23 protein-coding genes are annotated in these 24,856 nt (G+C 35.1%); 8 read left to right on the top strand and 15 right to left on the bottom strand.

Translation table 11 applies throughout. The annotated features are described in order from the left end of the window. Positions 1-5: 5 nt before the first annotated feature. Positions 6-560 carry a crossover junction endodeoxyribonuclease RuvC gene (ruvC, locus tag PUH65_RS11500; RefSeq protein WP_305520146.1) on the bottom strand — a complete coding sequence of 185 codons (555 nt, stop codon included), beginning with the start codon at positions 558-560 and terminating at the stop codon, positions 6-8. Positions 561-658: 98 nt separating this feature from the next. Here ruvC and PUH65_RS11495 point away from each other — a divergent pair, with 98 nt between their 5' ends. Together PUH65_RS11495 and PUH65_RS11490 are read left to right on the top strand one after the other, a co-directional pair. Further along, positions 659-1,147 carry a hypothetical protein gene (locus PUH65_RS11495; protein ID WP_305520145.1) on the top strand — a complete coding sequence of 163 codons (489 nt, stop codon included), beginning with the start codon at positions 659-661 and terminating at the stop codon, positions 1,145-1,147. 4 nt (positions 1,148-1,151) lie between these two features. Then, positions 1,152-2,513, top strand: coding sequence for a M64 family metallopeptidase (locus PUH65_RS11490; RefSeq protein ID WP_305520144.1), 1,362 nt, complete (start codon positions 1,152-1,154; stop codon positions 2,511-2,513). A 74-nt stretch (positions 2,514-2,587) separates the two neighbouring features. On the opposite strand, the gene PUH65_RS11485 is transcribed toward PUH65_RS11490, so the two are convergent. The 3 genes from PUH65_RS11485 to PUH65_RS11475 all read right to left on the bottom strand — a co-directional run bounded on the left by PUH65_RS11485 (position 2,588) and on the right by PUH65_RS11475 (position 7,921). After that, a complete protein-coding gene (locus PUH65_RS11485) occupies positions 2,588-3,733 on the bottom strand; it encodes a serine hydrolase (protein WP_305520143.1) in 1,146 nt (381 codons plus the stop codon). 382 nt (positions 3,734-4,115) lie between these two features. Further along, positions 4,116-7,496 (bottom strand): methylmalonyl-CoA mutase family protein, encoded by a 3,381-nt coding sequence (locus PUH65_RS11480; RefSeq protein ID WP_305520142.1) that lies wholly within the window; start codon positions 7,494-7,496, stop codon positions 4,116-4,118. A 92-nt stretch (positions 7,497-7,588) separates the two neighbouring features. Beyond that, positions 7,589-7,921 carry a hypothetical protein gene (locus PUH65_RS11475; protein ID WP_305520141.1) on the bottom strand — a complete coding sequence of 111 codons (333 nt, stop codon included), beginning with the start codon at positions 7,919-7,921 and terminating at the stop codon, positions 7,589-7,591. A gap of 235 nt (positions 7,922-8,156) precedes the next feature. Between PUH65_RS11475 and PUH65_RS11470 the strand changes: the two genes are divergently transcribed. Further along, positions 8,157-8,489 (top strand): hypothetical protein, encoded by a 333-nt coding sequence (locus tag PUH65_RS11470; RefSeq protein ID WP_305520140.1) that lies wholly within the window; start codon positions 8,157-8,159, stop codon positions 8,487-8,489. A gap of 10 nt (positions 8,490-8,499) precedes the next feature. Here the strand turns inward: PUH65_RS11470 and PUH65_RS11465 are convergent, their stop codons facing one another. Then, complete coding sequence (locus PUH65_RS11465) at positions 8,500-9,366, bottom strand: GLPGLI family protein (protein WP_305520139.1); 867 nt, start codon at positions 9,364-9,366, stop codon at positions 8,500-8,502. Positions 9,367-9,572: 206 nt separating this feature from the next. On the opposite strand from PUH65_RS11465, the gene rplM reads away from it, so the two are divergent. From rplM to rpsB, 3 genes are all read left to right on the top strand, one after another. Beyond that, positions 9,573-10,028, top strand: a complete 456-nt coding sequence (gene rplM, locus PUH65_RS11460) for a 50S ribosomal protein L13 (protein ID WP_290215815.1) — start codon at positions 9,573-9,575, stop codon at positions 10,026-10,028. 5 nt (positions 10,029-10,033) lie between these two features. After that, positions 10,034-10,420 carry a 30S ribosomal protein S9 gene (rpsI, locus tag PUH65_RS11455; RefSeq protein WP_305520138.1) on the top strand — a complete coding sequence of 129 codons (387 nt, stop codon included), beginning with the start codon at positions 10,034-10,036 and terminating at the stop codon, positions 10,418-10,420. A 163-nt stretch (positions 10,421-10,583) separates the two neighbouring features. Further along, positions 10,584-11,360 (top strand): 30S ribosomal protein S2, encoded by a 777-nt coding sequence (gene rpsB / locus PUH65_RS11450; protein WP_305520137.1) that lies wholly within the window; start codon positions 10,584-10,586, stop codon positions 11,358-11,360. An 88-nt stretch (positions 11,361-11,448) separates the two neighbouring features. Here rpsB and PUH65_RS11445 read toward each other — a convergent pair whose 3' ends face one another. The 10 genes from PUH65_RS11445 to PUH65_RS11400 form a co-directional block, all read right to left on the bottom strand. Next, complete coding sequence (locus tag PUH65_RS11445) at positions 11,449-12,129, bottom strand: DUF6759 domain-containing protein (protein ID WP_305520136.1); 681 nt, start codon at positions 12,127-12,129, stop codon at positions 11,449-11,451. Positions 12,130-12,145: 16 nt separating this feature from the next. Beyond that, positions 12,146-12,823: a tRNA (guanosine(46)-N7)-methyltransferase TrmB gene (gene trmB / locus PUH65_RS11440; protein ID WP_305520135.1), complete on the bottom strand. Its 678-nt coding sequence runs from the start codon at positions 12,821-12,823 to the stop codon at positions 12,146-12,148. A 70-nt stretch (positions 12,824-12,893) separates the two neighbouring features. Beyond that, the gene (locus tag PUH65_RS11435) at positions 12,894-13,592 is read right to left on the bottom strand and encodes a DUF6759 domain-containing protein (RefSeq protein ID WP_305520134.1); all 699 of its coding nucleotides are present in this window, start codon (positions 13,590-13,592) and stop codon (positions 12,894-12,896) included. Between the two features lie 240 nt (positions 13,593-13,832). Further along, a complete protein-coding gene (locus tag PUH65_RS11430) occupies positions 13,833-14,579 on the bottom strand; it encodes a hypothetical protein (RefSeq protein ID WP_305520133.1) in 747 nt (248 codons plus the stop codon). Between the two features lie 222 nt (positions 14,580-14,801). Beyond that, positions 14,802-17,732: a reprolysin-like metallopeptidase gene (locus PUH65_RS11425; protein WP_305520132.1), complete on the bottom strand. Its 2,931-nt coding sequence runs from the start codon at positions 17,730-17,732 to the stop codon at positions 14,802-14,804. Between the two features lie 239 nt (positions 17,733-17,971). Beyond that, positions 17,972-18,631 (bottom strand): DUF6048 family protein, encoded by a 660-nt coding sequence (locus PUH65_RS11420; protein ID WP_305520131.1) that lies wholly within the window; start codon positions 18,629-18,631, stop codon positions 17,972-17,974. Then, complete coding sequence (locus tag PUH65_RS11415) at positions 18,597-19,073, bottom strand: hypothetical protein (RefSeq protein WP_305520130.1); 477 nt, start codon at positions 19,071-19,073, stop codon at positions 18,597-18,599. Before PUH65_RS11415 ends, PUH65_RS11420 begins: the two co-directional genes overlap by 35 nt. Then, a complete protein-coding gene (locus PUH65_RS11410) occupies positions 19,073-21,577 on the bottom strand; it encodes a zinc-dependent metalloprotease (RefSeq protein WP_305520129.1) in 2,505 nt (834 codons plus the stop codon). Before PUH65_RS11410 ends, PUH65_RS11415 begins: the two co-directional genes overlap by 1 nt. Positions 21,578-21,605: 28 nt before the next feature. Further along, positions 21,606-23,015, bottom strand: coding sequence for a 23S rRNA (uracil(1939)-C(5))-methyltransferase RlmD (gene rlmD / locus PUH65_RS11405; protein ID WP_305520128.1), 1,410 nt, complete (start codon positions 23,013-23,015; stop codon positions 21,606-21,608). Between the two features lie 99 nt (positions 23,016-23,114). Then, positions 23,115-23,420, bottom strand: a complete 306-nt coding sequence (locus PUH65_RS11400; protein ID WP_305520127.1) for a hypothetical protein — start codon at positions 23,418-23,420, stop codon at positions 23,115-23,117. A 107-nt stretch (positions 23,421-23,527) separates the two neighbouring features. On the opposite strand from PUH65_RS11400, the gene PUH65_RS11395 reads away from it, so the two are divergent. Beyond that, positions 23,528-23,962, top strand: coding sequence for a transposase (locus PUH65_RS11395; protein WP_305532427.1), 435 nt, complete (start codon positions 23,528-23,530; stop codon positions 23,960-23,962). Beyond that, positions 23,962-24,828 carry an IS3 family transposase gene (locus PUH65_RS11390; RefSeq protein ID WP_305520867.1) on the top strand — a complete coding sequence of 289 codons (867 nt, stop codon included), beginning with the start codon at positions 23,962-23,964 and terminating at the stop codon, positions 24,826-24,828. Before PUH65_RS11395 ends, PUH65_RS11390 begins: the two co-directional genes overlap by 1 nt. The last annotated feature ends 28 nt before the right edge of the window (positions 24,829-24,856 follow it).

The raw sequence follows: 24,856 nt of genomic DNA, 5'->3' as shown, positions 1-24,856 counted from the left end.
AGAAACTATTTCAGTCGATCGGGATTTTGTTTCAAAAAACTGTCCCAGCCACTGTAAGATTTGTCCGTTGTTAAGTTTCCGGAATTAAAGTGATGACAAACCGCAACCGCCAAACCATCGGAAGCATCCAAATATTTGGTTGGAAATTCTTTAAGGTTCAAAAGATTTTTCAGCATTCCGGCAACCTGTTCTTTGCTGGCATTTCCGTTTCCGGTAATGGCCATTTTTATTTTCTTTGGAGAATATTCGGTAATCGGAACATCGCGGTGTAAAGATGCGGCCATAGCAACACCTTGCGCACGTCCTAATTTCAGCATGGATTGTACGTTCTTTCCAAAGAAAGGAGCTTCAAGGGCAACCTCATCAGGATGATATTCATCAATTAATGCTAAGGTTTTTTCAAAGATATATTTAAGTTTGGTTTCGTGATTGGGATATTTTTTTAGAATGAGTTCATGCATAGAAATCAGTTCCATTTTATTCCCCTTCACCGAAATGAGTCCGAAACCCATAATTGCGGTTCCAGGATCAATACCCAAAATTATCTTTTCTACTTGCACGCTACAAAAGTAGAGTCTTTAGTTCAAACCAAAGAATAATATCTATTTTTTTCTAAAATTACACTAAATTTGAATATCCCACTTTTAAAAATTTAACCATGTCTATTTTTTCCCGTTTTCAACTTTTTACAGTTTTGATTTTTCTATTCAGTTGCAGTTCCCAAAAATCTGTTGATGTTGAAAGCACGATCAGCAATTCCACAAAAACGAACGAAAATAAAATCGTGTATCTTTTTTTTGAAATTGAGAAAACGGAAAAGGGTACGGAAAAGGTAAAACATACTGACACAAAAATAACGGAAGGAACATTAAAAACAGGTTTACTTCGAAACAAAGAACATCTTCCGGGAAATATCCAGGTCACATTTTTAGGAAAGGATGGAAAATCAGTTTCTGAACAAATCATTGAAGATCCTTTGAACCCAATGATGGAAACCTATGCGCAAGAAGGCATGAATAAAGAAAAAATAAATCTTCCGAAAGCAGAATTCAGCATCAGATTTAATCAAACTGGAAATATTTCCTCTGTTCAACTGGAAAAAATTACCGAGAAATCAACTTCTCATTTAATTACTTTAAAACTATAATATCATGAAAAAACTTCTACTCTTTCTATTCGCAAGCCAATTTTGCTTTGCGCAGGTTTTTGAAACAGTTCCCATTATTGAGAATGGTCCGCGAGACAAAAGAATCAACATGGTGGTTCTAGGAGACGGTTTTACAACAGCCCAACAAAACGACTTCATTTCCAATGCAACATCATTGGTCAATTATGTTTTCTCTAAAAAACCTTACGATCAGTATAAAAATTATTTTAATGTTTATGCGATCAAAGTTATTTCAGCAGAATCTGGAGTTAAACATCCGGGAACAGCAACTGATGTTACGGAGCCCATCATTCCCGTTAGCAATCCAAATAACTTTTTAGGATCCACGTTTGATGTTGGCGTTCACCGCTGTCTTTATTCTAACACCGTAAACAAAGTGACGAATGTTTTGGCCAGCAATGTTCCAGATTTCGATATCGCCTTTATATTGGGTAACTCGCCAGAATATGGTGGTTGCGGCGGCACTTATGCTTTTCTTTCTTTGCATGCTGCAGCAGACGAAATTGTAGTTCATGAACTGGGACATTCCTTTGGTAATTTAGCCGATGAATACTGGTTTTCTGGAACAGGGGAATCTGCAAATAAAACCAAAAACAATAATATTGAAACCAACAAATGGAAGAATTGGGTCGGTTCGAATGGAGTCGGAATTTACCCTCATGAGGAAAGTCCAACCTGGTTTCGACCGCACCAGAACTGCGAAATGCGTTATTTGGATCGTGAGTTTTGCTCCGTTTGTGCACAACAATTAATCGAGAGAGTTCATACTTTACAAAACCCGATTGATTCGTTTACGCCAAATAATTCATCAGCCATTAATCTTACCGCTCCGATTACTTTTTCAGTCAATGAAATTTTGCCAATCCCAAATACTTTAGTGAACACTTGGTCTGTAAACGGAACTGCGATCAGTGAAACATCAAACGCAACAACAATTGCTGCGAACGTCTTCAGCAATGGAGTTAACACGGTTCTTTTTTCGGTGGTAGATAATAATCCTTTATTAAAAGTAGACAATCATCAAAATCTCCATGTCTCAACAATCAGTTGGACTGTAAATAAAACCCTTGCCGCCTACGATGTAAATGCGACAAAAAGAAATTTCCAGGTTTATCCTAATCCGGCAAAATCACAAATTTTCATTAAAGATGAAACTAAGAATTTAAAAAATATAACCGTAGAAATTTATGATGCTGCAGGCCGTAATTTGAAAAACCCACGCGTTCAGAATTTATCCGCAAATGAAGTTTCTGTTAATGTTGATGGAATTTTACCTCAAACGTATATTCTAAAAGTTTATGAAAATAAAACCTTGATTTTAACTCAGAAAATTATTAAAGAGTAAAAACTTTAATCATTAAAAACAAATAAATCCGATGCATTTCTGTATCGGATTTTTCTTTGTTAAACCGTTCTAGATTATTGTTGCAAAGTTGTTTTAATCATTTCTTTCCTCAATTCAATAACTGTATTTTGAATCGCATCTGTAATTTCCTTCACCTTTTTATGTGGATTGAAAATCGCATTTTTCCCGTTCATTTCATCTGCAATATTTGAAAGAATAATTACCGAAGTCTTACTTTCCGGATAATAAATTAAAAGCGATGGCGCACCTTTCACATAACCAGTGTGGAAATAAGCAAGCGGTTTTCCGACATTCATCATCATCCCTAATCCATAATCCATTTTCCCCAGAATGGGATGATTTCGATCTGCAGATTTTTCCATGAACTTTTTTAAAGATTCGGGCTTTAAAATTCGATCTTGGTACAAAGCGGTATTCCAACGATGCAAATCATTTACTGTTGATAATATTCCGCCTGCTGGGACACTAATCGATTTATCTGCAAGTCGCTTCGGCATATTTTCAACTGCTTGAAAACTCTTTGAATTTCCCGTAAAAGCGCTGGCGAAATTTTTACCATTAAAGGAATTTGCAGTGAAAGAGTTTTTCATCCCTGCCTTTTCAAAAAGTTCTTTTACATTCTCGTCATAAGATTTCCCCGATACTTTTCCCACGATTTCACCTACCAACATAAATCCTTTATTAGAATAATTAAAGGCTTTTCCAGGTTCTGAAACCAGACCATTTCCGAAATCGCTGATTCCCGAAGTATGATTCAACAGTTCTTTAATGGTAATATTTTTGAATGGACTGGTTTGAAAATCGGTTAAATATTTTGAAACTTTATCTTCTGTATTTAATTTCCCTTCATCTTCCAGCAATAAAACCAAAACTGCTGTAAACTGTTTACTCACAGAGGCAATCGCAAAAACAGAACTGCTGTCAAGTTTTTTCTTCTGCTTAAAATCTTCAAAACCGTTTTCTTTCTGATAGAGAATTTCATCATTTTTAATCACGGCCACAGAACCATTAAAATTATATTTCGAAAATACAGAATCAATTTGCTGAGTCAGTAATTTCTTTTGAAAACTGTTGATTGTACTATCGATTAAAGCATTTCGAGTTGTGGTTTGTTCGGCGATTTTATCCGCTTCAGATTTACAGGAAAAGAGGACGAATAATAGAAATAGAAAATAGAGCGGTCGGATTTTTTGAAACACTTTTTAGAATTTTGATAAAAATAGAAAATTTAACTGAAAGAAAAAACCATCAAATCTTTAGAAACTTGATGGTTTTAATTATTGGTTAATATTATTATTTGAGAAATTACTTCTCGCACGTACAACCTTTACAAGTGCAGTTGGTACAAGTACATTTTTTGCAGTCTCCTGATTTACAACCTTCGCAGTTACAGGTACAATTATTACTTTCCATAATTTTATAATTAGAGGATTAGAAAATAAAGGTAAAAAATGATTTTGATAAAAAGGGTGTAATTATTTGATTTAACGAACATTAACAACATTTAAAAAAATAAAAAAACCGTGTCACGGTTTAGAACCTTGACACGGTTGGTAAATATTTACTATTTAAACAAGTTAATTACATATTCCGTCTGTACATTCCACCTACTTCAAACAAAGCATTCGTGATTTGTCCAAGTGAACAATACTTCACTGCTTCCATCATTTTTTCAAATAAATTTTCCTGGTTGATGGCGGCGATTTGTAGATCGTGTAAAATCTGCTCGCTCTTATCAGCGTGTGATTTATGGAAGTTTTCCAGATTCTGAATCTGCAGTTGTTTTTCTTCCTCAGTTGAACGGATTACTTCTCTTGGTAAAACAGTTGGTGAACCATCTTTTCCTAAGAAGGTATTCACGCCGATAATTGGAAATTCTCCGGTATGTTTCAGCATTTCGTAATGCATACTTTCTTCCTGAATTTTTGAACGTTGATACATGGCTTCCATGGCACCAAGAACGCCGCCTCTTTCGGTGATTCTGTCGAATTCGGTGTAAACTGCTTCTTCTACTAAGTCGGTTAATTCTTCAATAATAAATGAACCTTGCAATGGATTTTCGTTTTTTGCTAAACCTAATTCTTTATTAATGATCAACTGAATTGCCATCGCTCTTCTTACTGAATCTTCAGTCGGAGTGGTAATTGCTTCATCATAAGCATTGGTATGCAAAGAGTTACAGTTATCGTAAATCGCATACAACGCCTGCAAAGTCGTTCTGATATCATTAAAATCAATTTCCTGTGCGTGCAAAGATCTTCCTGAAGTTTGAATATGGTATTTCAACATTTGAGATCTTTCGTTTGCATGATATTTAAACTTCATTGCTTTCGCCCAAATTCTTCTGGCAACCCGACCGATTACGGCATATTCCGGATCAAGTCCGTTGGAGAAGAAGAAAGATAAATTCGGAGCGAAATCATTGATATTCATTCCGCGGCTCAAATAATATTCTACATAAGTAAAACCATTTGCCAAGGTAAACGCCAATTGTGAAATTGGATTTGCGCCCGCTTCTGCAATATGGTAACCAGAAATTGAAACCGAATAAAAGTTTCTAACTTTCTGGTCAATAAAATACTGCTGAACATCTCCCATTAATCTCAATGCAAATTCCGTAGAGAAAATACACGTGTTTTGCGCCTGATCTTCTTTTAAAATATCAGCCTGAACTGTTCCACGAACGGTTGCAATCGTTTCTGCTTTAATCTTATTATACGTTTCAGCATCGATTACTTCGTCGCCCGTAATTCCTAATAACTTTAAACCTAAACCATTATTTCCTTTTGGAAGTTCGCCTTCATAACTTGGTCTTTTCAAACCTTTATCATCGAACTTGGCTTTTAATTTTGCTTCAACTGCTTCCCAAAGATTATTCTCTGTTAAATATTTCTCAACATTTTGATCGATGGCTGCATTCATAAAAAACGCTAAAATCATTGGTGCAGGGCCATTAATGGTCATTGAAACCGAAGTCATGGCATTGACCAAATCAAAACCTGAATACAATTTTTTGGCATCATCTAATGTTGCAATTGAAACTCCAGCATTTCCGATTTTACCATAAATATCTGGTGGCAACGCTGGATCTTGTCCATATAAAGTTACAGAGTCAAAAGCCGTTGATAAACGTTTCGCATCCATATCTGCGGACACGTAATGGAATCTTCTGTTCGTCCTTTCCGGTCCACCTTCTCCAGCAAACATTCTGGTTGGATCTTCACCTGTTCTTTTAAAAGGGAAAAGTCCAGCCGTGTAAGGAAACTGTCCCGGAACATTTTCCTGACCTTTCCAACGCAACAAATCTCCCCAATCTTGAAATTTCGGTAAAGAAAGTTTTGGTATTTTTAAATGAGATAAAGATTCGTATTTGGTTTCTACCTTAATTTCTTTTCCACGAACGAAATAAGAATAAGCATCTAAAGCCATTTCTTCTTTAAAATGTTTCCACCCTTTTAGAAATGCGATATTTTCTTCAGAAAGTTCTTTCTTCGTTTTAAGGAAAACCTTTTCCAGTTTTTCAGAAGTATGCTGATCATCAGTAATTAAAACTCTCGCACCTTCCAAAAGATACATTCTCTTTGCAATCAATGCCTGATTTTCAACCTCTTTATCGTATTCGTGATTAGACTCTACAATTTCAGAAAGGTAACGAACTCTTTTTGGTGGAATTACCGTGGTATCATCTGAAACATTTTGCTCTACAAATTCTTTAAATTGAGCCGCATTTTCACCGTATGATTTTTCTAAAGTTTCATTAACCTTATTAATTAAAGAATTGTATAATTCTGTAGTTCCGTAATCATTGAACTGACTTGCCTTCGTAGAAAACACCGGCATTTCTTCCAAAGTTTTATCAAAAGCGATATGATTTCTCTGATAGGTTTTTCGAACGGCCTGCAAAGCATCTAATGCTCCACGTTTATCCGATTTATTTAAAGCAATTAAATCTGCATAATCCAACATGTCGATTTTCTCCAATTGTGTGGAAGCACCATATTCAGGCGTCATCACGTACATTGAAACATCTGCGATATCGGTAATTTCAGAACCAGATTGCCCAATCCCCGACGTTTCCAAAATAATCACATCAGGTTTTGCTAATTTTAAAATATTTAAAGCGGAATGAATATAAGGAGAAACGGAAACGTTATTTTCGCGAGTCGCCATCGAACGCATATAAACGCGAGGATCATTAATGGAATTCATTCGGATTCTATCACCCAAAAGTGCTCCACCAGTTTTCTTTTTTGAAGGATCTACAGAAACAATAGCAATTTTTTGATCAGGATTTGAACGTAAAAAACGACGAACCAGTTCATCAGTTAAAGAAGACTTTCCTGCTCCACCAGTTCCGGTGATTCCGATAATTGGAATTTTGGAATCTTTTGCTTTTTCGTCAATTGCTTTTACCAAGTCAGTTTTTTCGTCAGAGAAATTTTCTACGGCTGAAATTACTTCTGCGATGGATTTAGAATCTTCAAATTTAATTTTATCTAAATCTGAAACTTCAATATGTTCGCCGGTTGCGAAGTCGGATCTTTGCACTAAATCATTGATCATTCCCTGCAATCCCATTTCACGGCCATCATCAGGAGAATAAATTCGGTCGATTCCGTATTCCATTAACTCTCTGATTTCTTCGGGAAGAATTACTCCGCCACCGCCACCAAAAATCTTGATTTGAGGTGCGCCTTTCTGACGAAGAAGATCGTAGATATATTTAAAATATTCGTTGTGACCACCTTGATAAGAAGTTAAAGCAATTGCATTTGCATCTTCCTGAATAGCGCAGTCCACCACTTCTTCCGCTGACTTATCGTGACCGAGATGAATAACTTCCGCACCTGTGGCCTGAATCATTCTTCTCATAATATTAATAGCAGCGTCGTGACCATCAAACAAAGAAGCGGCTGTTACGACTCTTACTTTGTTTTTTGGGGTATATTTTTCTTGATTCATAATATAATTTCGATTGTTCCAAAGATAAGGATTTTTGGAATTTTAGAAAAAGAAAACCCTTTCTGTTTATTGAAAGGGTTTGAATTAAAAAGTTATTGTTTTTTTAAAGTCCATGTTCCGGAGTTTCCTTCATCTATTTTCCACATGCCGGAATAGGTATTTTGTGGACTACTTGTTATGTTGCCTAAAATGGTAAAGCTTGAAGTACGAGATATTACTTTATTGAAAGATGACCCAGTCATTCCGCCCTCAAATGCTTCATTGAAAGAATTCGTCGTAGAAACTCTTTTGACTTCAACAAAATCTTTTGCGGAAATTTCCAGTCGAAGTGTTCCTTGATCTGAACCAGTGTAAGTTCCAACATATATCCCTTTATAAGGAGAAACATAATTTTCTTCTGCCTTTCTTTCCCAATAATTATCCATTATTTGCTGGCAAGAAGAGAGTATGAACAAAAAAAGCAGTAAAACAAATCTATAAATCTTCATCTGTGTTTTTCACAAATATAAATCTACTGGATAAATCTGACAATAAATAACACAGAATTTTTAAAGTTGATGAAAAACTTTATGAAATAAATTAAACCATCTATATTAAAGACTTTGTTTAATAAATTGGCTACACTTTAAAAATGGCTATTTTTGCGGAAATTAATTTCAAATGCAAAAATCCCTACTCTATTTATTCGCCGGAACGGCTATCAGTTTTTTATTGAATTACTTTCTACTTGGAAGTCAAGGTTGGGAATTGGATTTATATTATGGCTTTGCTTTTGGTCTGGCGTGGGGAACGGCTTATTTTTTAGATGATGAAAAGTTCGCTCTTCCGAAGAAATTAGGTTATTCTTTTCTATCGATGGGAGTTTTAATGATTATTGGCCTCCTTTTATTTAATCTGGAATTAGCAGTTCCATCAATCATCAAATTCTCGATGGTTTTTGTGGCTTATTATGTACTGGCGAGTTTTAGAAAAACGAAATCATTGAGAAAATAGGAATTTCTAATTATCGTTTCAAAAGATCAATTTCAATTAAATTATTATTTTTCGCTTGTTTTTCTTTCTCCGTATTTTCCCTTCGTTTTATAAATTCAGCTGATGAGATAGCATTACCATTACCATCACGCATATTGCTAATATTGCTTTTTGCCATCATCTGCTTAAAATCTTTTGCAGGATCATCTCTCAACTCCCAGAACATTTTTTTATATTTCTCCTGACTAATCGACATAGGAATTGCCTCCTCATTAAACTTTGAAGTTTTTGTTTCTACTACTTCAAACTTCGTAACGCCTTTCAGTTCATACTTATGGGTCTTGGATTCATCCTCCATTTTTATAATTAATCCAGGAAGTCCATGAAATTTATACGGTCCATCTTGAAAAGGAAGTTCTGTAGAAAACCAGGCCGTCCAATTTCTTCCACCAAAAGTTGCAATTGCTTTTTGTGCCGTAAATTCACCAATGGTTTCCTTTTCGGGTAAAATTTTCCATTCTATTTTTCTCTCCTCTAAAACTTTATAAGAATCAGCACCAATCCTTGTTTCTAAAGAAGTTTTAAAAGCAGGATAGGTTTTGAATACCTTATAAGTCACCAGTGCATTATTACGTGGAGTAACAACACCTGTAACATTCATGCTTCCTGTTGCTGCAATTTCTTTCTCATATTTCGCAACTAATAAAGAGTCTTTTACAAAAACATCTCGGCTGTAAAATTTCGAACCTTCTTTTGTAATATCTAAATACATCAATTCTTTGTTCACTTCTGATTTATTTAAAGTATCTCTTACGAAATGGTAATCATAAATAAACCGTTGGTTTTGTGCGGTGTAAAACAATGATGACAGCAGGAACAGTAGCGTTAATTTTTTCACAGTATTTTTTTTGATTCATAACAATTTTTAAAGATAGAAAACTTTTTAATTCCTCATTAATAAAAATAAAGCCTACGAGTGCTAAAACAACGTTTATAAAAAATCTAGTAATAAACTTTAAAATAATATTTAGATATAGAAAAAAAATTCATACCTTTGCACACCCGTTTTGGGGAAAATTATGTTTAATCGTAAACGAAAAAAGTGTGAATACATTAAGTTACAAAACCGTTTCAGCTAATAAAGCTACCGCAAATAAAGAATGGGTTGTGGTGGACGCTGAAGGACAACCTTTAGGAAGATTAGCTTCTAAGGTTGCAAAGATTTTGAGAGGTAAGCACAAAACGAATTTTACACCTCACGCAGACTGCGGAGATAATGTAATCGTTTTAAATGCTGGAAAAATTACCCTTTCTGGAAACAAGTGGGCTGACAAGACTTACATTTGGCATACTGGTTACCCAGGTGGTCAAAAGTCAATGACTGCGCTAGAACTTCAAAAGAAAGATTCTTTAAAAGTATTGGAAAAATCTGTAAAAGGTATGCTTCCAAAAACTAAATTGGGATCTCAATTGTTTAAGAACCTTTATTTATATGAAGGAACTGACCACAAACATGAAGCTCAAACGCCGAAAGTAATTAATATTAACGAATTCAAATAATTAATATGTCAATAGTTCATAAAATCGGAAGAAGAAAAACTTCTGTTGCAAGAGTTTACGTGAGACCAGGTTCTGGTGTTATCACGATAAACAAAAAGGATTCTAAGGAATACTTTGGAACTGACGTTTTGGTTTACAAAGTGAATCAGCCATTTTTATTAACAGAAACAGCAGGTCAGTACGACGTAACTGTGAATGTTTTTGGTGGTGGTATTACTGGTCAGGCCGAAGCAATCAGACTCGCTATTTCTAGAGCCATGTGCGAAATCAATGAAGAAAACCGTTTGCTTCTAAAGCCACACGGATTGCTTACTAGAGACGCAAGAATGGTAGAAAGAAAGAAACCAGGTCAGAAAAAAGCAAGAAAGAAATTCCAATTCTCGAAACGTTAATCTGTATACAGAAAACGACTGGAGAACAAGTTGGAGGTTTTTTATCTCGTATTTATTATCTAATCAAAAATGCCCCGTTAGTTTAGCACCCAAACATTTCTCCCATCTAAAGAAATTGTTGATTGCACAAAAGCGGCACGTAAACTAAAAACAAAAAAGAGACATGGCAAAAGCAAATGTTAAAGACCTTTTAGAGGCAGGAGTACACTTTGGTCACATGACCAGAAAGTGGAATCCAAATATGGCTCCATACATTTTTATGGAGAAAAATGGTATTCACATCATCGACTTACATAAAACAGCAGTAAAATTAGACGAAGCTTGTTCAGCTTTAGAAAAAATTACTTCTGCAGGTAAAAAAGTTCTTTTTGTTGCGACTAAAAAGCAAGCAAAAGAAGTTGTAGCGAAATATGCAGCAGAACTTAATATGCCTTATATTACTGAAAGATGGCCAGGTGGAATGTTAACAAACTTTGTTACCATTCGTAAAGCGGTTAAGAAAATGAACCACATTGATAAAATGAAGAAAGATGGTACTTTCGAAACTTTATCTAAAAAAGAAAGACTACAAGTTGATCGTCAAAGAGCAAACTTGGAGAAAAACTTAGGTTCAATTTCTGACATGGTTCGTCTTCCATCAGCATTATTTATTGTTGATATTATGAAGGAACACATCGCTGTTACTGAGGCTAAAAAATTGGGAATTCCAATTTTTGCAATCGTAGATACAAACTCTGATCCAAGAAAAGTGGAATACGTGATTCCTGGAAATGATGATGCATCTAAATCTATTGATATGATCTTGAACATTGTTTCAGATTCAATCAAAGATGGTCTGTCTCAAAGAAAAGCAGATAAAGAAAAATCTAAAGAAGAAGGAGAAAAAGTTTCAGCAGATGCTGATGCAGATTTCACTTCTGAAGCTCCAGCAGCAGAATAAGATTTTATCTTCAATATTAAAAAAAAGGTTCAGAATTTAATTCTGAACCTTTTTTTATGCTTTGTGGTAAAACTGTTTAGATCTTCTTTTAATTTGAAGTACCGCTTCCATTAGCACCCAATTGTTGCTTAGCAGAAAATAGATCTGTGGTTTTGTGTAAGGTTACCAGCATATTCTTACCGATGCTCTTTCTAGAACTATAGTTCGCTTCGCACATATTACCGGATAATTGATAGTCGCCTTTACTCACAGTAACAAAATTCTCCCCGTGGGCAGGAACGGCAAGATTATAATGCTCATTACCATGAATCCTGATAATCATATTGCAGTCTCCTTCATTTTTAATCAAAAGAATAGCCTTATTATTCGAATCATCATTATCAAAAAGTTGATTTAACAATTTGAGTGTTTTTTCCTTATGTGCGGCAGATGTTTCCGATATTAATTTCCGAAATTCCTGTTCTTCATTAAGACTTGAAAAAGGAGAAGTTTTGATTTCCGTTTTATTGTTATTACTAGTGGTAACTGAAATAATATTTGTTGAAGTACTTCCCTGTGCTTTATTTTTCCCTCTATTCATCCAACTGGAATTTTTAAGTTCAACGAGTCGGCGTTTTAATACAAATCGCCGCGAGTCATCAGGATGCGCTTCTTTTAGAAAGTTTTCTATTTCAGCAATATTAGTACTGTTGATGATATTAATGTATTTTTTCTGGGAATAAATTGAAATACAAGTTAAAACTGAAAGGGCAAAAATTGTCTTCTTCATTAATTTTCAGGAAGGATTAAGTGATTCTAAATTTAATATAAGTGATCGTTTTTCCCTTTGCCTCAAACAAACCTTCGTAGTATGTTTTTATTTCTCTCAATAATGGCGTTTCCGGATCAAATTCTGGGGCACCATAAATGTCGTGGTTTGCGAACATAATCTCATGACCTAAACCTTGAAGAAGGCCTAAAGTATACCCATGTAAAAACTCTGAATCAGTTTTTAAATGAATCACTCCATCCTTCTTTAAAATTTTCTTGTAGCGTTCCAGAAAATCAGGATGGGTCATTCTGTGTTTTGTACGTCGGTATTTAATTTGTGGATCTGGGAAGGTAATCCAGATTTCATCGACCTCATCTTCTGCAAAGAAGTGATCAATCAATTCAATCTGCGTTCTTAGAAACGCAATATTATTTAAATTATTGTTTATTGCATCTTTCGCACCGAACCAAAATCTGGCACCTTTAATATCGATACCAATAAAATTCTTTTCCGGAAATGCTTTTCCTAATCCCACGGAATATTCTCCTTTTCCACAACCTAATTCCAAGACAATAGGATTGTCATTTTTAAAAACTTCCTGACGCCATTTTCCTTTAAGATGAAAATCAGCTAATGCTTCTTCTCTTGTTGGTTGAAATACGTTGGGAAGCGTTCGGTTCTCGGCAAATCTTGCCATTTTATTTTTACCCATATGTTATATGAAAAAGCCAATATATCTATCCAGCTTCTATTTAAAATTAAAAAATATATTAATGTTGAAATTATTTTCCAGGATTATCCAAAGAAACCATGATTGCTTTCTGGATTGTTTTCTGCGACGCATATTGTGCTCCACAAACTTTACTTGTAAATAGGTAATCCCCTTTTTGTACCACGATAGAATTTTCGGCGCGGGATGGAATTGCAAGTCGGTATTTAAAATTGCCAATCCCATCGATTCTTATAATCATATTGCAATCTGATTTATTCTCTATTAAAACGATACTTTCTTTGCTATTTGGATCATTATCGAAAAGTGAATTTAGAATTTTGACCGTTTTATTCTTATGCTCAACTGGTGAAGTAGACATGAGCAAAGCAAACTCTTCCTGTTCAGCAGCATCTAAAGTTGCTATAGAACTATATCCTGAAAATGATCCAGCATCTGTTGACTGTGGTACCGAGCCACCGCCTTGCACGGAAGCAAAACTATTTGAATTTAGTTCTTCCTTGTATTTAGCAATTTGTTTTTGTCTAATGATTTCAGACATTTCTTCATAACTAATTCTGGTAGAAGATTTTTTTCTTAAAAGTGCAATTTTCTGCTGAAAATCTGCCACTCTTGAATCTGCAGGATGTGCAGTTTTTATATAATCCTTCAGCATTTCAATCAACCGTGGTTTTAAAACTACTCTTTTGGGATCATCAGGATGCGCAATTCTTAAATAAGCATCAATTTCATAAATACTAGTACTCCTCATTATGTTACTGAAGTCTTTATTCTTTTGTTGAGCGCAGATTTGATTACTACATAATAATATGCAGAGAATGAAAAAGATACTTTTTAGTTGAAACATAAAGGAAGTTCAAAATTTGGCTTTTACAGAAAGACAATTTATTGTATGCTATCTCATTAAAGCATAAAACATTGTATAATCCTTTAAAGGAATTATTCGTCAAATATAAAAAATAAATAACAAATATTCCGTGACCAACCAAAGCTATTTTGACATGTTCATGAGTTGGGAGTTTTTCAAACGTCGTTGATAAATTGGTAAATACTTATCAATATAAATTGCGATTGCATCATAATTATTTGCTTTCACAAAAGGATAAATATTATCGGAGGAATAAACGAACTGTAAAAAATTATCAATGAGATTTGCAGGAATTTTCAGATTAGTAAAATACGCTTCACCATAATAGTTTTTAATATTGGTGATTGCAGCATTCATTTTTTCATATTCAAGCGCTCGTTCCTGCTTTTTACGTTCTCCAGAAAGAATATCAAAAATACTTTCTAAATTGAAAGTAAGTCCACCACCGCTGAAGTCTGCAACAGGCAACAATGGTGAATTCCCATCGCCTTTTGGAGTGGGCAGGCCAATCATCTTTTGCAAAGCGAGAGTTTTCTCTCCCGTTTTAAGTGAACTCACATCTTTTCTTAAATTTCCAGTAGGTTTAAACTTATTAATTACAACCTCCTGAATATCGTAATAGGCAATTTTCAATTCTACAAAGTTTTTTTCCGTTTGAAGTTGCTCTGCAGCAACTGTAACATCTTTTCTATCGGTAACAATTGAGGTAAAACGAATTACATCGCCGGGTTTCGCCGGGATTTTGAAGGTGCCGAAATAATCGGTATAAACCGTTTTATGTTCCGTTAAATTGGTCACATAAACTTGATTAAGATAATACACCGACTTATCTCTGATGATAATTTCGCCGGAAAAAAATTGGGATTGCACTTTAATCAAAATAAAAAAAGTGACCATTAAATATAACTTCCTCATACCGTTGGCAAAATAAATGATTTTTTAACAAATAATTCTCATTCGTATTTTTAAACTTGGTTAAAGTTTGGTTAAATCCTCAAAATTAATGTTAATAGATTTTATTTTTTAAGAAATCTTTAGCAAAAACAAAAATCCCTGGGAATTTCCCAGGGATTTTAAATATAGAATGAAAGGTTATTTTTTGATAAATTTCACTTTAGTTACTTCACCAGCATTATCTACTGAGATAATATATGCTCCTTTCTGCAATTGAGAAACCTGCACTTTATTATCAATCACTTTACCTTTATTTACAACCTGACCGGTCATATTATAAATTATAAAGTTTGCTTTTTCAGAAACCTTGCTGATGTTTAACACCTCAATCGCTGGGTTAGGATACACCTGAACTTGATTCGCTTTTACATTATTTACTGCTAAAGTATTGGGAACAATTTTAACACCGTAATCTTCAACCTCGCCATAGGTAAACGAACCACAAGGCGTTGTTTGCGTAGCGTTGAATTTTAAAGCCACTCTCATTCCCACGGTTTTTTCACCCATATAAGCATCTGCTGGTACTGCGAAAGTTGCTATTTCAGGATTTACTTTATTTGCAGTTGAAGACATCACCATTTCACTTGCTTCATAAACTCCATTTCTATTGAAATCTACCCATACAGTAACTCCCTCATTATACTGAGTCCCACTCCATTTCTTAGTAACTGAAATCGTATTATTGGTTGTATTTGCCATTAAGTTTACAGTTCTTGCAGGATCAGATGAATAGTTGGTGTAATTAGAGGCTCCAGAGTTGCTGTTCACCCCACTTGCTCCTTCTGCAACAACTGTTACATTAGAAATATGTTCATCGTTAGAATTGGTTGATGTTAAAGTGCAATACGCCATCATCAAGGTCATAAATGTTTGGTTGACATAAGTTCCAACTGTACCTGAACAAACAGAAGCCACCTCTACGTTATACGTTTCACTTTCATTTAAACCTGTAATCGTATAAGTAGTTGCAGTCAAAGGAACCTCAGTCCAAGTTGAAGCCGAAGATGCTTTGTATCTTAAGTTATAAGTTGCACCTGCAATTGGATCCCAAGAAACATTTGCAGAATTGATTGTAATACCGGCAACAGTTAATCCCGCCGGAGCAGTACCATCACAAGAAACAATTGCAGACACTGTAACTGGTGCTACAGCATAGAATACATTCCCGATTGCAGCGATTCTTACTTTCAATGTAGTATTGGTTGGGAATGAAGCGAAACTAAAATCTTCAGAACCATCATTTGGAGTAGATGCCGAAAGTACCGTCCACGTTGCTCCGTTATCCATTGTGTAATCAATTTTTACATTTGCTACATTATAAGGTGCTGCAGAAGTACTTGCAACATCCCAAGTTAATGGACCTGATGCATTATTATAAACTTTCGAAGTGGTAATTTTAAATGGACCCGCACTCCCTACCGTAAGGTTTTGAATACCGATTGCGGTTTGTTGATTGGTCACATCAGGATTATTATCTCTTACTGTAACTCTAAAGTTTGTTGTTCTTGCAACATTAGAAACTGATTCCCAATCAGCGGCACTCGATAAAACACCATCCATTACCAAAGATAATTTCGGGAAATATCGCGATGGATCTGATGTTCCCATTAATGATCTAAATTTCGCACCGGCTGTATTATTTCCGGTAACAGATGTTACTGCAGATGTTGCACGGTCATATTCTTCCCAAGTATAAGTAAGCGGATCATTTTCCGCATCCGTAGCAGAAGCGGTTAAAACAAATGCAGTCCCTTTTGGAATTGTTTTGCTCTCCATTGGTGCAATTACAGGCGGAGTATTGGTAAGCGGTGTACTAATTTCACAGTTTTGGGTGTTCACATAAATTTGAGATTGCTCAATACTTCTTACATGAAAATAAGCATCAGAATGCATTTGCACGTTTGCAGAGGTAATCCCTGCATAACCCATAATCGTAGAACCAGAACCAGGTTCCATATGAGCGGTATTATACGGCGCTCCCTGAATCCCATGAGAGAAAGTGTGATCTGCACCAAATTGGTGACCCATTTCGTGTGCCACATAATCGATATCAAAAGTATCACCTACTGGATCATTTCCACTTGCCGGTGAAGTATATGCTGAACCTTTCGACGTGTCGTCGTTTGCACTTGCAGGATTTCTACAGACATTACCAATATCTCCAGCGCTTCCACCGCCTCCTGATCTTCCGAAAAGATGACCGATATCGTAGGCATCATTTCCAATAACAGCAGTTAGGTTTTTCTGAAGTTCTAAACTCCATGCACCTTTTGCTCCAGAAGAAGCATTACTATAAGGATCTGTACTTGCATTGGTATAAATTAATTCCGGGAAATCCTGCAAAATCATTCTGATTGCAAAATCTTTCTCAAAAACGCCATTAACTCTGGTCATGGTGGCATTAATCCCAGCAAAAGCCTCTGCCACACCACCAAAGAAATTAGTATATTCACCTGTCACAGAAACTGCCAAACGATAAGTCCGGAATTTTTGATCATCGTTTTTGTTGAATATATTGCTTTGTGCAGCATCGTCCGTATTTTGTCTCAGCCGATCTATTTCCGTTTTGCTCAACAAGTTTTCTTTTGTAGAACATTCAAATGCATTTCCTGTCCTTTGAGTTTTAGGAAAAACACCATAAACTGTTTTAGAAGCATTTTGCGGTTCAATGAATTCATAACTGCCATTGCTGAAAATCATTGATTGAAAATCGTTTGGTGACAAACTAAATCTCACCGACTTTCTGCTATCATCAACACTAACTCCAGCATAAGAACCTAATTGATATCGATCTGCAAGCGATTTCACCAAAACTGGCGCACTATAGACCGCAAATTTTTCAATTTTCCCATCTAACGTGGGTAAATTTACAATTACAGGTTTCTTACCTTTTCCTGCCTCTACTGCACCACTTAATTGCGCTTGCAGTAACTTGAGATTTAAATTATAATAACTTTTAACCTGGGTTTCAGGTCTCATTTTTTCACCCTGCAATGTTGTAGGACTCCACTGACTAAAGAGTGCTGTAGTCATCAAGCCACAGGCTAAAGTGGTAAAGACTTTCTTCATGATATATTTTATTTAATGGTGCCCAATTTACTATTTATCAATTGGCCATCAAAATAAAAATCACAAAAAATTTAATTAAATCAACTTAAATTAATATTTATATTGAAAACAAATTATATTATTCCCAATAAAACAAATGAGGAATTAAAACAAAACCCTCATCGTAAATTTGGGGAATTTTAATTAAAATAAATACAGAAAATAGTGAACGAAAAGAAAGGGGAGATTTGTTCAGATTTTTAGAATGTATAAGCAATATTCCAAGAAAAGCCAATATTGAATTTCGCAGAACTTTTGCCAAATCCTGGAACAATCATCGGTTTTATCTCGTCTTGTTTTGAAGTAAAAACTAAGTATTTGGGTTGCGCAGTAGTTTCAATATAAAAAGGAGATTCAAATAACTGCACTCTTCCACCGATGTTAATTTCCATCCAATAAGAACTTTGCGTAGATTTTGGGAATGCCTGCGAAACATCGCTCCCACCAAAACCACGAATAGGAACCGCTTTATATTCCTGATTATAAAAAGAACCCGCAACTTTGCCCCCTATAAAAAAACCATTCATGGGATTTTCTAAATCATGCGCTAACATATACAAGGTTCCTAATTTTAGAAAAGGTCCACTTGCAGAAGCATCATAGCCGTTTTTCTGATAAATATTTTTCTCGAAACCAACATCTGCAATCCCGTACCAGTTATCTTTAACCTTCGACGAAACAAATACCTGAAATAATTTTCGGTCAGAAACAACTCCAATTCCAGCATTCAAAACATCGAAACCGACTAAAAAATTCGGTTCATATTTCCATTTTACTTTCAAAGAATCCTGCTTTTTTTGAGCAAAACTCATCATCAACATAAAACTAAAAAAGAAGGAAAAGATGCGTTTTGTTTTCATCGATGATTTGGGTTTGATTTTGTTCTACTCCTAAAACCGAATTGGGAACTTCGAGTTCAGAGTTTACATTTTGATATAACTTTTTTATGCCACACGCCGGCGAAACATATTCTGAAACAGTGCTATAATTAATTTTAATCTGGGAATTAACAGCCGCTCTGGAAACTCCGACATACATTTTTGTAAAAGGTGTTTCGTCAACCCGCAAAGGAATCAACACCGAATCTGTTTTGCCCACAATACCATAAACCGGAATTGGACCCGTTCCATAATCTACAGCAATAAATAAGGAATCCATGGTTTTCATTTTCCCAGTCGCTTTGGTTTTGAATTTAACTTTCATTCTGGGCGTTGCTTCACCACCTATACAGATATCATCATCTGAACCACACGAGTAAAGAAATAGGGAAATAAACAATAAGAAAATGAACTTGGTTTTCATTATTTTGGATCAAGGGCTTTTTGAATTCTGTAGGCTAAATCTTCGTAATGGTATTTGTTTACAAGATCAGGCGATGTTCTTGATGCGATATTTTCTTTAATATTATTTAAAGTTCCACGCACGATTGCATTAACATCTGAGTTTTTAGAAACCTCAACAGTTCTTGCAAAACGATTTGGTGCAGCAGGTTTCGAATTTAATAAGGTAATTAAAGATTCCACATAATTGCGTTGAAGATTTCGTCTGTAAATATCTTCACTTGAATTATTGAAAATCGTTTCTTTTAAATCGTTCATATAGTCAACCAACGGATAAGCATTTGAATCCATCATTTGATTTTGATTCATCATCTGAAGAACATTGGCAGACAAAATTCTATTTAAAACAGTGCTCTGAAGATTTTCAACCACACTAACTGATGTTTTTCCTGTCTTTTCAAAAACCTCTTTCTTCAACAGCCAGTCTGGAGTTGTAAAAAGATTTTGGTTCAGGAATTCTAAAGCACGTTTTTGATCAGTTTTAGCAACCACTTCATACACAGGTCCACCTTGCTCAACTGTTTTCGGCGTTTCTAACTGACCACCAATATATTTAGAAACATGTCCCAGATATCTGGAAAATTGTCCCGTCACCTGATCGTACATGGTAGAAAGATCGGTAAAATCTTCGTTTGGTTTTTTGGTCCAGTCCTGAAGATTATCCACAATACGTTTTAAATTTTTAATACCGTAAGCACTTGCAATCATGGCATCGTCACCAACTTGCTCACTTTGGGAACGTGGATCGTATGGATTGCTTTCTGTACCAAACCAAAGACGGTTATCTTTCAGTTTATTAATCACCCATTTATTTAGGTGTGCTTTTTCTTTATCCGGAGTATTAAATTGGTAAAATCTTCGGTAACCCCATTCAATTGCCCAGTCATCGTAGTCACCAATTCTTGGCATTATTCCAGCTTCGGTGATTTTATCTTCTGGTTGTGCAACATAATTAAATCTTGCATAATCCATAATCGATGGCGTGTGACCATTTTTCTCTAACCACTTTTTATCTCTCAACTTTTCTACCGGAACCGTTGAACTCGAACCGAAGTTGTGTCTTAATCCTAAAGTATGTCCAACTTCATGAGAAGAAACAAAACGGATTAATTGACCCATCAAAGCATCATCAAAATCCATTTTTCTGGCACGTGGATCGTTTGGTGACGCTTGCACAAAATACCAGTTTCTGAGTAGAAGCATTACATTGTGATACCAGTTGATATGGCTTTCTAAAATCTCGCCAGTTCTTGGATCAGAAATCGACGGACCAGAAGCATTCGGAACATCAGAAGGTTTATAGACGATAGCAGAAAATCTCGCATCTTCTAAACTCCATTCTGGATCATCTTTCGCATTCGGAACTTTAGCATAAATAGCATTTTTAAAACCTGCTTTTTCAAAGGCTTTTTTCCAATCATTAACCCCTTCCATTAAAAAAGGAACCCATTTTTTCGGAGTTGCTGGATCGATATAAAAAACAATCGGTTTTGCAGGTTCTACCAATTCTCCTCTTTTGTATTTTTCTAAATCGTCTGGTTTTGGCTCCAGTCTCCATCTTTTAATTAAAGAAACTCTTTTTACCCCTTGCGGATCTAAATCGAAATCGGTGTAACCTACTGCGAAATAACCTACTCGAGGATCAAAGTATCTCGCCTGCATTTTATTCTCTGGTAATAACACCAAAGAAGAATTTATTTCTACCGTATAATTCCCACTTACAACTGGTTTTTCCTGTCCAGGTTGAACAGTGAAATTACCTAATGTTTTAGCGAAAGTTTTGGTGGTATTTATTTCAAGATTATTAGGAAAAGATTTAACAAAATTCACGTAAGATTTATCTTTCTGGAAAGCACCAACTTTATAACCATTCTTCACGGTTGCTGCAAAAGACACCAACTCATTATCTGCATTCAGCATATCGGTAGCTTCAATTACAAACGATTTTTTATCTTTCCCAAATGCCTTAATATCGAAAGCCATAATAATGGATTGCATATTATTCCGCATCACAGAATTATACATTTGCGAAGTAGAATCTTTTGCATAATCAGCGAAAGAAATCGATTTAATGAAGATTTTATCCTCTGGACCTTTTTCAAATGTGATCACGTTCTGCCCAATTTGATCGCCAGCATAACCACTCGTTCCCGAGCGCATTCCAGCTGCGGCTTTGGTTAAACGACTCACCAACAAAAACTCTTTTCCTAGAACAGTCTGTGGAATTTCTAAATAGTATTTATCTTCAACTTTATGAACGGCAAGAATCCCTAAATCGGTGATTGCTTTATGGGTAATCACTTCTTTGTACGGTTTTATTTTCTCTGTTTTTTTTACTGCAGGTTTCCCTTTTACCGTTCCAGCAGAATCTGATTTGGTAACCAGCGTATCTTTTACCTGTGCTGAAGCAGAATTTACAAATCCTACAATTAAAACTAATGCTAAGAAATTCTTTAATCCTTTCATAATTATTTATTGAAAATAAATATAGTGTTTATATTTTAACGAGTAATGCGATATTTTCTACATGATGCGTTTGCGGGAACATATCAACTGGTAAAATTTTCACCAATTTATAATGATCCTTCATCAATGCCAAATCTCTGGCTTGGGTTGCAGAATTACAACTTACATACACGATTTTTTCTGGAGCGATTTTCAGAATTTGCTCCACTACTTTTTGGTGCATTCCATCTCTTGGTGGATCGGTAATCAGCACATCTGCTTTTGGATGTTGTGCGATAAATTCATCATTAAAGATTTCCTTCATATCACCACAATAGAAAGTACAGTTGGTTAAACCATTCAATTCTGCGTGTTCTTTGGCAGCGTCAATTGATTCCTGAACAGATTCAATCCCAATCACCTGCTTTGCTTTTCTGGCAACGTATTGCGCAATCGTTCCAGTTCCGGTATATAAATCGTAAACGACCTCATCCCCTTTTAAATCTGCAAATTCTAAAGTTTTTGCATATAAATTTAAAGCCTGTTTATAATTCGTCTGGAAAAAAGATTTTGGTCCGATTTTGAATTTCAAACCTTCCATTTCTTCCATCAAAAATCCTTCGCCAGAATAAATCTGAACGTCCTGATCATATAAGGAATCGTTCTGTTTGGAATTATGACAGAAAAGCAAAGTTTTAATCTGTGGAAATTGACTCAACATAAAGTCAAATAATTTCTGCTGATTCTCTTTCTCCTCACGGAATAACTGGAACAAAACCATCCATTCGCCTTTTGAATTCTGGCGGAACATTACGGTTCTTAAAAAGCCATGTTGCCCTTTAACATCAAAAAACTCTAAACCATTTTCTACGGCATGTTTTTTAATTGCCAATCGCATCGCATTTGATGGATCTTCTTGTAGGAAACATTCTTTCAAATCCAAAATCTTGCTCCACATTCCAGGAATATGAAATCCTAAAGCATCTCTATTTCCAAAATTCTCTTCAGAACTAATTTCATATTGGGTTAACCAACGTGCATTAGAAAAGGAGAATTCCATTTTATTGCGATAGAAGTAATGTTCATCGCTTCCAAGAATTGGCATGGTTTCGAAATCCTCGATTCCTGCAATTCTTTTAATATGATTGTAAACTTCGTCCTGTTTAAATTCAAGTTGTTTGTCATAGGAAAGATTCTGCCATTTGCAACCCCCGCAAACACCGAAATGAATACATTTTGGCTCCACACGGAAGGGTGACCTTTCAACAATCTCGATCATTTCTGCTTCGTAGTAATTCGATTTCGATTTTTTTACGCGGGCGTTTACGATATCTCCAGGAACTGCACCAGAAACCAAAACGGTTTTACCTTCGTCGGTTTTACCAACGGCAACCCCTTTTGACCCCGCTGAAACCAACTTTATATTTTCTAAAATTATATTTTGTTTTCTCTTTCTCATTATAAATAATCTGAACGCAAAAGTAAGGTTTTAAAATAAAAAAAACGGAAATTAACCCGCTGTGTGTTCTCTAAATCATTAAATAATAACTTGTTTCTACTACTTAGCCGACTTTAAATAATAATCGCGGCATCTTAAATAAAAAAAACCAATAAGACCACCAGAAATAAGAAATGCAAAAGTCCAGAGATATTTGCCGTTAACATTATTTTTAAAAACATCTACAATTAATATAATCGTGGAAATAAAACTGGCGACTAAACCAGCATAGACCAAGAAATCCCCAACCGATAGTGGAATTCCTAAACTTGTTCTATCAAAAGAAACTCTGAAGAAATTAAATAAAAAACCTAACGCTATAAGGGGATACAAAATATTTTTAGGAACAAGTAGTTCTTTTTTCATTTTCAAAAATTTTATTAAAGATAAAAAAATCCTGCACAATTTTTGTGCAGGATTTTTAGTTTTGTCTTTGTCTAGTCCTGAAATAGCGATACACAAAAAGTATCATTATGAAAGAACAGGAAGTTACGCGTTATGTAAAGCGCACTCAAAAGGATTATTCTATGTCCTTTAAATTACAAATTGTACAAGAAGTCGAAAGAGGGCAACTCTCTGTTAGCGATGCTGCAAAGAAGTATGATATCCAATGCAGAAAAACTGTTGTTAATTGGCTAAAGAAATTTGGTAACTTTGATTGGGACAATCAAACACCTCACAATATGCCAAAATCACCAGAGCAGAGAGTAATGGAACTGGAAGTCCAGGTTAAATTACTAGAAAAGCAAAAGGCTTTATTGGAGCAACAAGCTTTTGTTGCAGATAAGAAAGCCATCATTTTCGATATGATGATTGATATTGCTGAGAAAGAATATCAAATCGACATACGAAAAAACTCCTCACCCGAACAATCGATCATTTTAGAGAAGAACAAAAACAAACAATAATGTTTGCCTGTAATTTGTTCGGGGTGGATCGACAGGTTTACTATCGGAAACTGAAAAAGAGAAAAGTAAGGCAATCTATTGCTTCTGCTGTAGTTTGTATGGTATTAGAAATTAGGAAAGAGCATCCAAGGATGGGCACGAGAAAATTATATTTTCTATTAAAGAAAAATTTAATAGACCTGAAAATTGGCAGAGATAAATTGATTAATATTTTAAGAGCAAACCATCTGTTGATTATGCCAAAACGCGCTTATCACATTACTACAAACTCTCATCATCGGTTTAGAAAGCACCAGAATCAGATTTTAGACTTAGAGATTCAACGGCCAGATCAAGTCTGGGTGTCGGACATTACATACATTGGTAAAAGAGACAATCCTTTTTATTTAAGTTTAATTACAGATGCTTATTCTAAAAAAATAGTGGGATTTAATGTTGCAGATAATATGAATACTGAAAGCACCTTAAAAGCTTTACAAAATGCTTTGAAACAAAGGGTAAATAAAGAAGTACCTCTAATACATCATTCTGATAGAGGCCTACAATATTGTGCAAATGATTATCAAAATTTGCTATTGAAAAAGAAAATAAAGTGCAGTATGACACAGAACTCAGACCCTTATGAAAATGCTGTTGCAGAAAGAATCAATGGGATTTTGAAACAAGAGTATTTTATCGATAAATTTAATCAGACTCTACCCATCACAAGAGCACTCGTAAGAAATGCAATAGAACTTTATAATGAAAAGCGACCACATTACTCTAACCATATGCTCACTCCCAACCAAATGCACAGGCAAAATAAAATCAAAATGAGAACCTATAAAAGAAAAAACACTAGCGAAAACGTTTTCACTAGTGTTTAATTATTTAATTTTATTTAATAATCTGTAT

It is taken from the genome of Kaistella sp. SH40-3 (assembly GCF_030686865.1).
GTDB lineage: Bacteria > Bacteroidota > Bacteroidia > Flavobacteriales > Weeksellaceae > Kaistella.
The sequence above is the reverse complement of the archived record's forward strand: the minus strand, read 5'-3'. Positions and strand labels throughout refer to the sequence as shown.

Coding starts and splice junctions, on each gene's coding strand:
- PUH65_RS11410 (WP_305520129.1), bottom strand. CDS start 21,577: ATGAAAGGATTAAAGAATTTCTTAGCATTAGTTTTAATTGTAGGATTT.
- trmB (WP_305520135.1), bottom strand. CDS start 12,823: ATGGGTAAAAATAAAATGGCAAGATTTGCCGAGAACCGAACGCTTCCC.
- PUH65_RS11480 (WP_305520142.1), bottom strand. CDS start 7,496: ATGAATCAAGAAAAATATACCCCAAAAAACAAAGTAAGAGTCGTAACA.
- PUH65_RS11490 (WP_305520144.1), top strand. CDS start 1,152: ATGAAAAAACTTCTACTCTTTCTATTCGCAAGCCAATTTTGCTTTGCG.
- PUH65_RS11395 (WP_305532427.1), top strand. CDS start 23,528: ATGAAAGAACAGGAAGTTACGCGTTATGTAAAGCGCACTCAAAAGGAT.
- rlmD (WP_305520128.1), bottom strand. CDS start 23,015: ATGAGAAAGAGAAAACAAAATATAATTTTAGAAAATATAAAGTTGGTT.
- PUH65_RS11435 (WP_305520134.1), bottom strand. CDS start 13,592: ATGAGGAGTACTAGTATTTATGAAATTGATGCTTATTTAAGAATTGCG.
- PUH65_RS11400 (WP_305520127.1), bottom strand. CDS start 23,420: ATGAAAAAAGAACTACTTGTTCCTAAAAATATTTTGTATCCCCTTATA.
- PUH65_RS11445 (WP_305520136.1), bottom strand. CDS start 12,129: ATGAAGAAGACAATTTTTGCCCTTTCAGTTTTAACTTGTATTTCAATT.
- rpsB (WP_305520137.1), top strand. CDS start 10,584: ATGGCAAAAGCAAATGTTAAAGACCTTTTAGAGGCAGGAGTACACTTT.
- PUH65_RS11495 (WP_305520145.1), top strand. CDS start 659: ATGTCTATTTTTTCCCGTTTTCAACTTTTTACAGTTTTGATTTTTCTA.
- PUH65_RS11475 (WP_305520141.1), bottom strand. CDS start 7,921: ATGGATAATTATTGGGAAAGAAAGGCAGAAGAAAATTATGTTTCTCCT.
- PUH65_RS11425 (WP_305520132.1), bottom strand. CDS start 17,732: ATGAAGAAAGTCTTTACCACTTTAGCCTGTGGCTTGATGACTACAGCA.
- PUH65_RS11420 (WP_305520131.1), bottom strand. CDS start 18,631: ATGAAAACAAAACGCATCTTTTCCTTCTTTTTTAGTTTTATGTTGATG.
- rpsI (WP_305520138.1), top strand. CDS start 10,034: ATGTCAATAGTTCATAAAATCGGAAGAAGAAAAACTTCTGTTGCAAGA.
- PUH65_RS11390 (WP_305520867.1), top strand. CDS start 23,962: ATGTTTGCCTGTAATTTGTTCGGGGTGGATCGACAGGTTTACTATCGG.
- PUH65_RS11415 (WP_305520130.1), bottom strand. CDS start 19,073: ATGAAAACCAAGTTCATTTTCTTATTGTTTATTTCCCTATTTCTTTAC.
- PUH65_RS11470 (WP_305520140.1), top strand. CDS start 8,157: ATGCAAAAATCCCTACTCTATTTATTCGCCGGAACGGCTATCAGTTTT.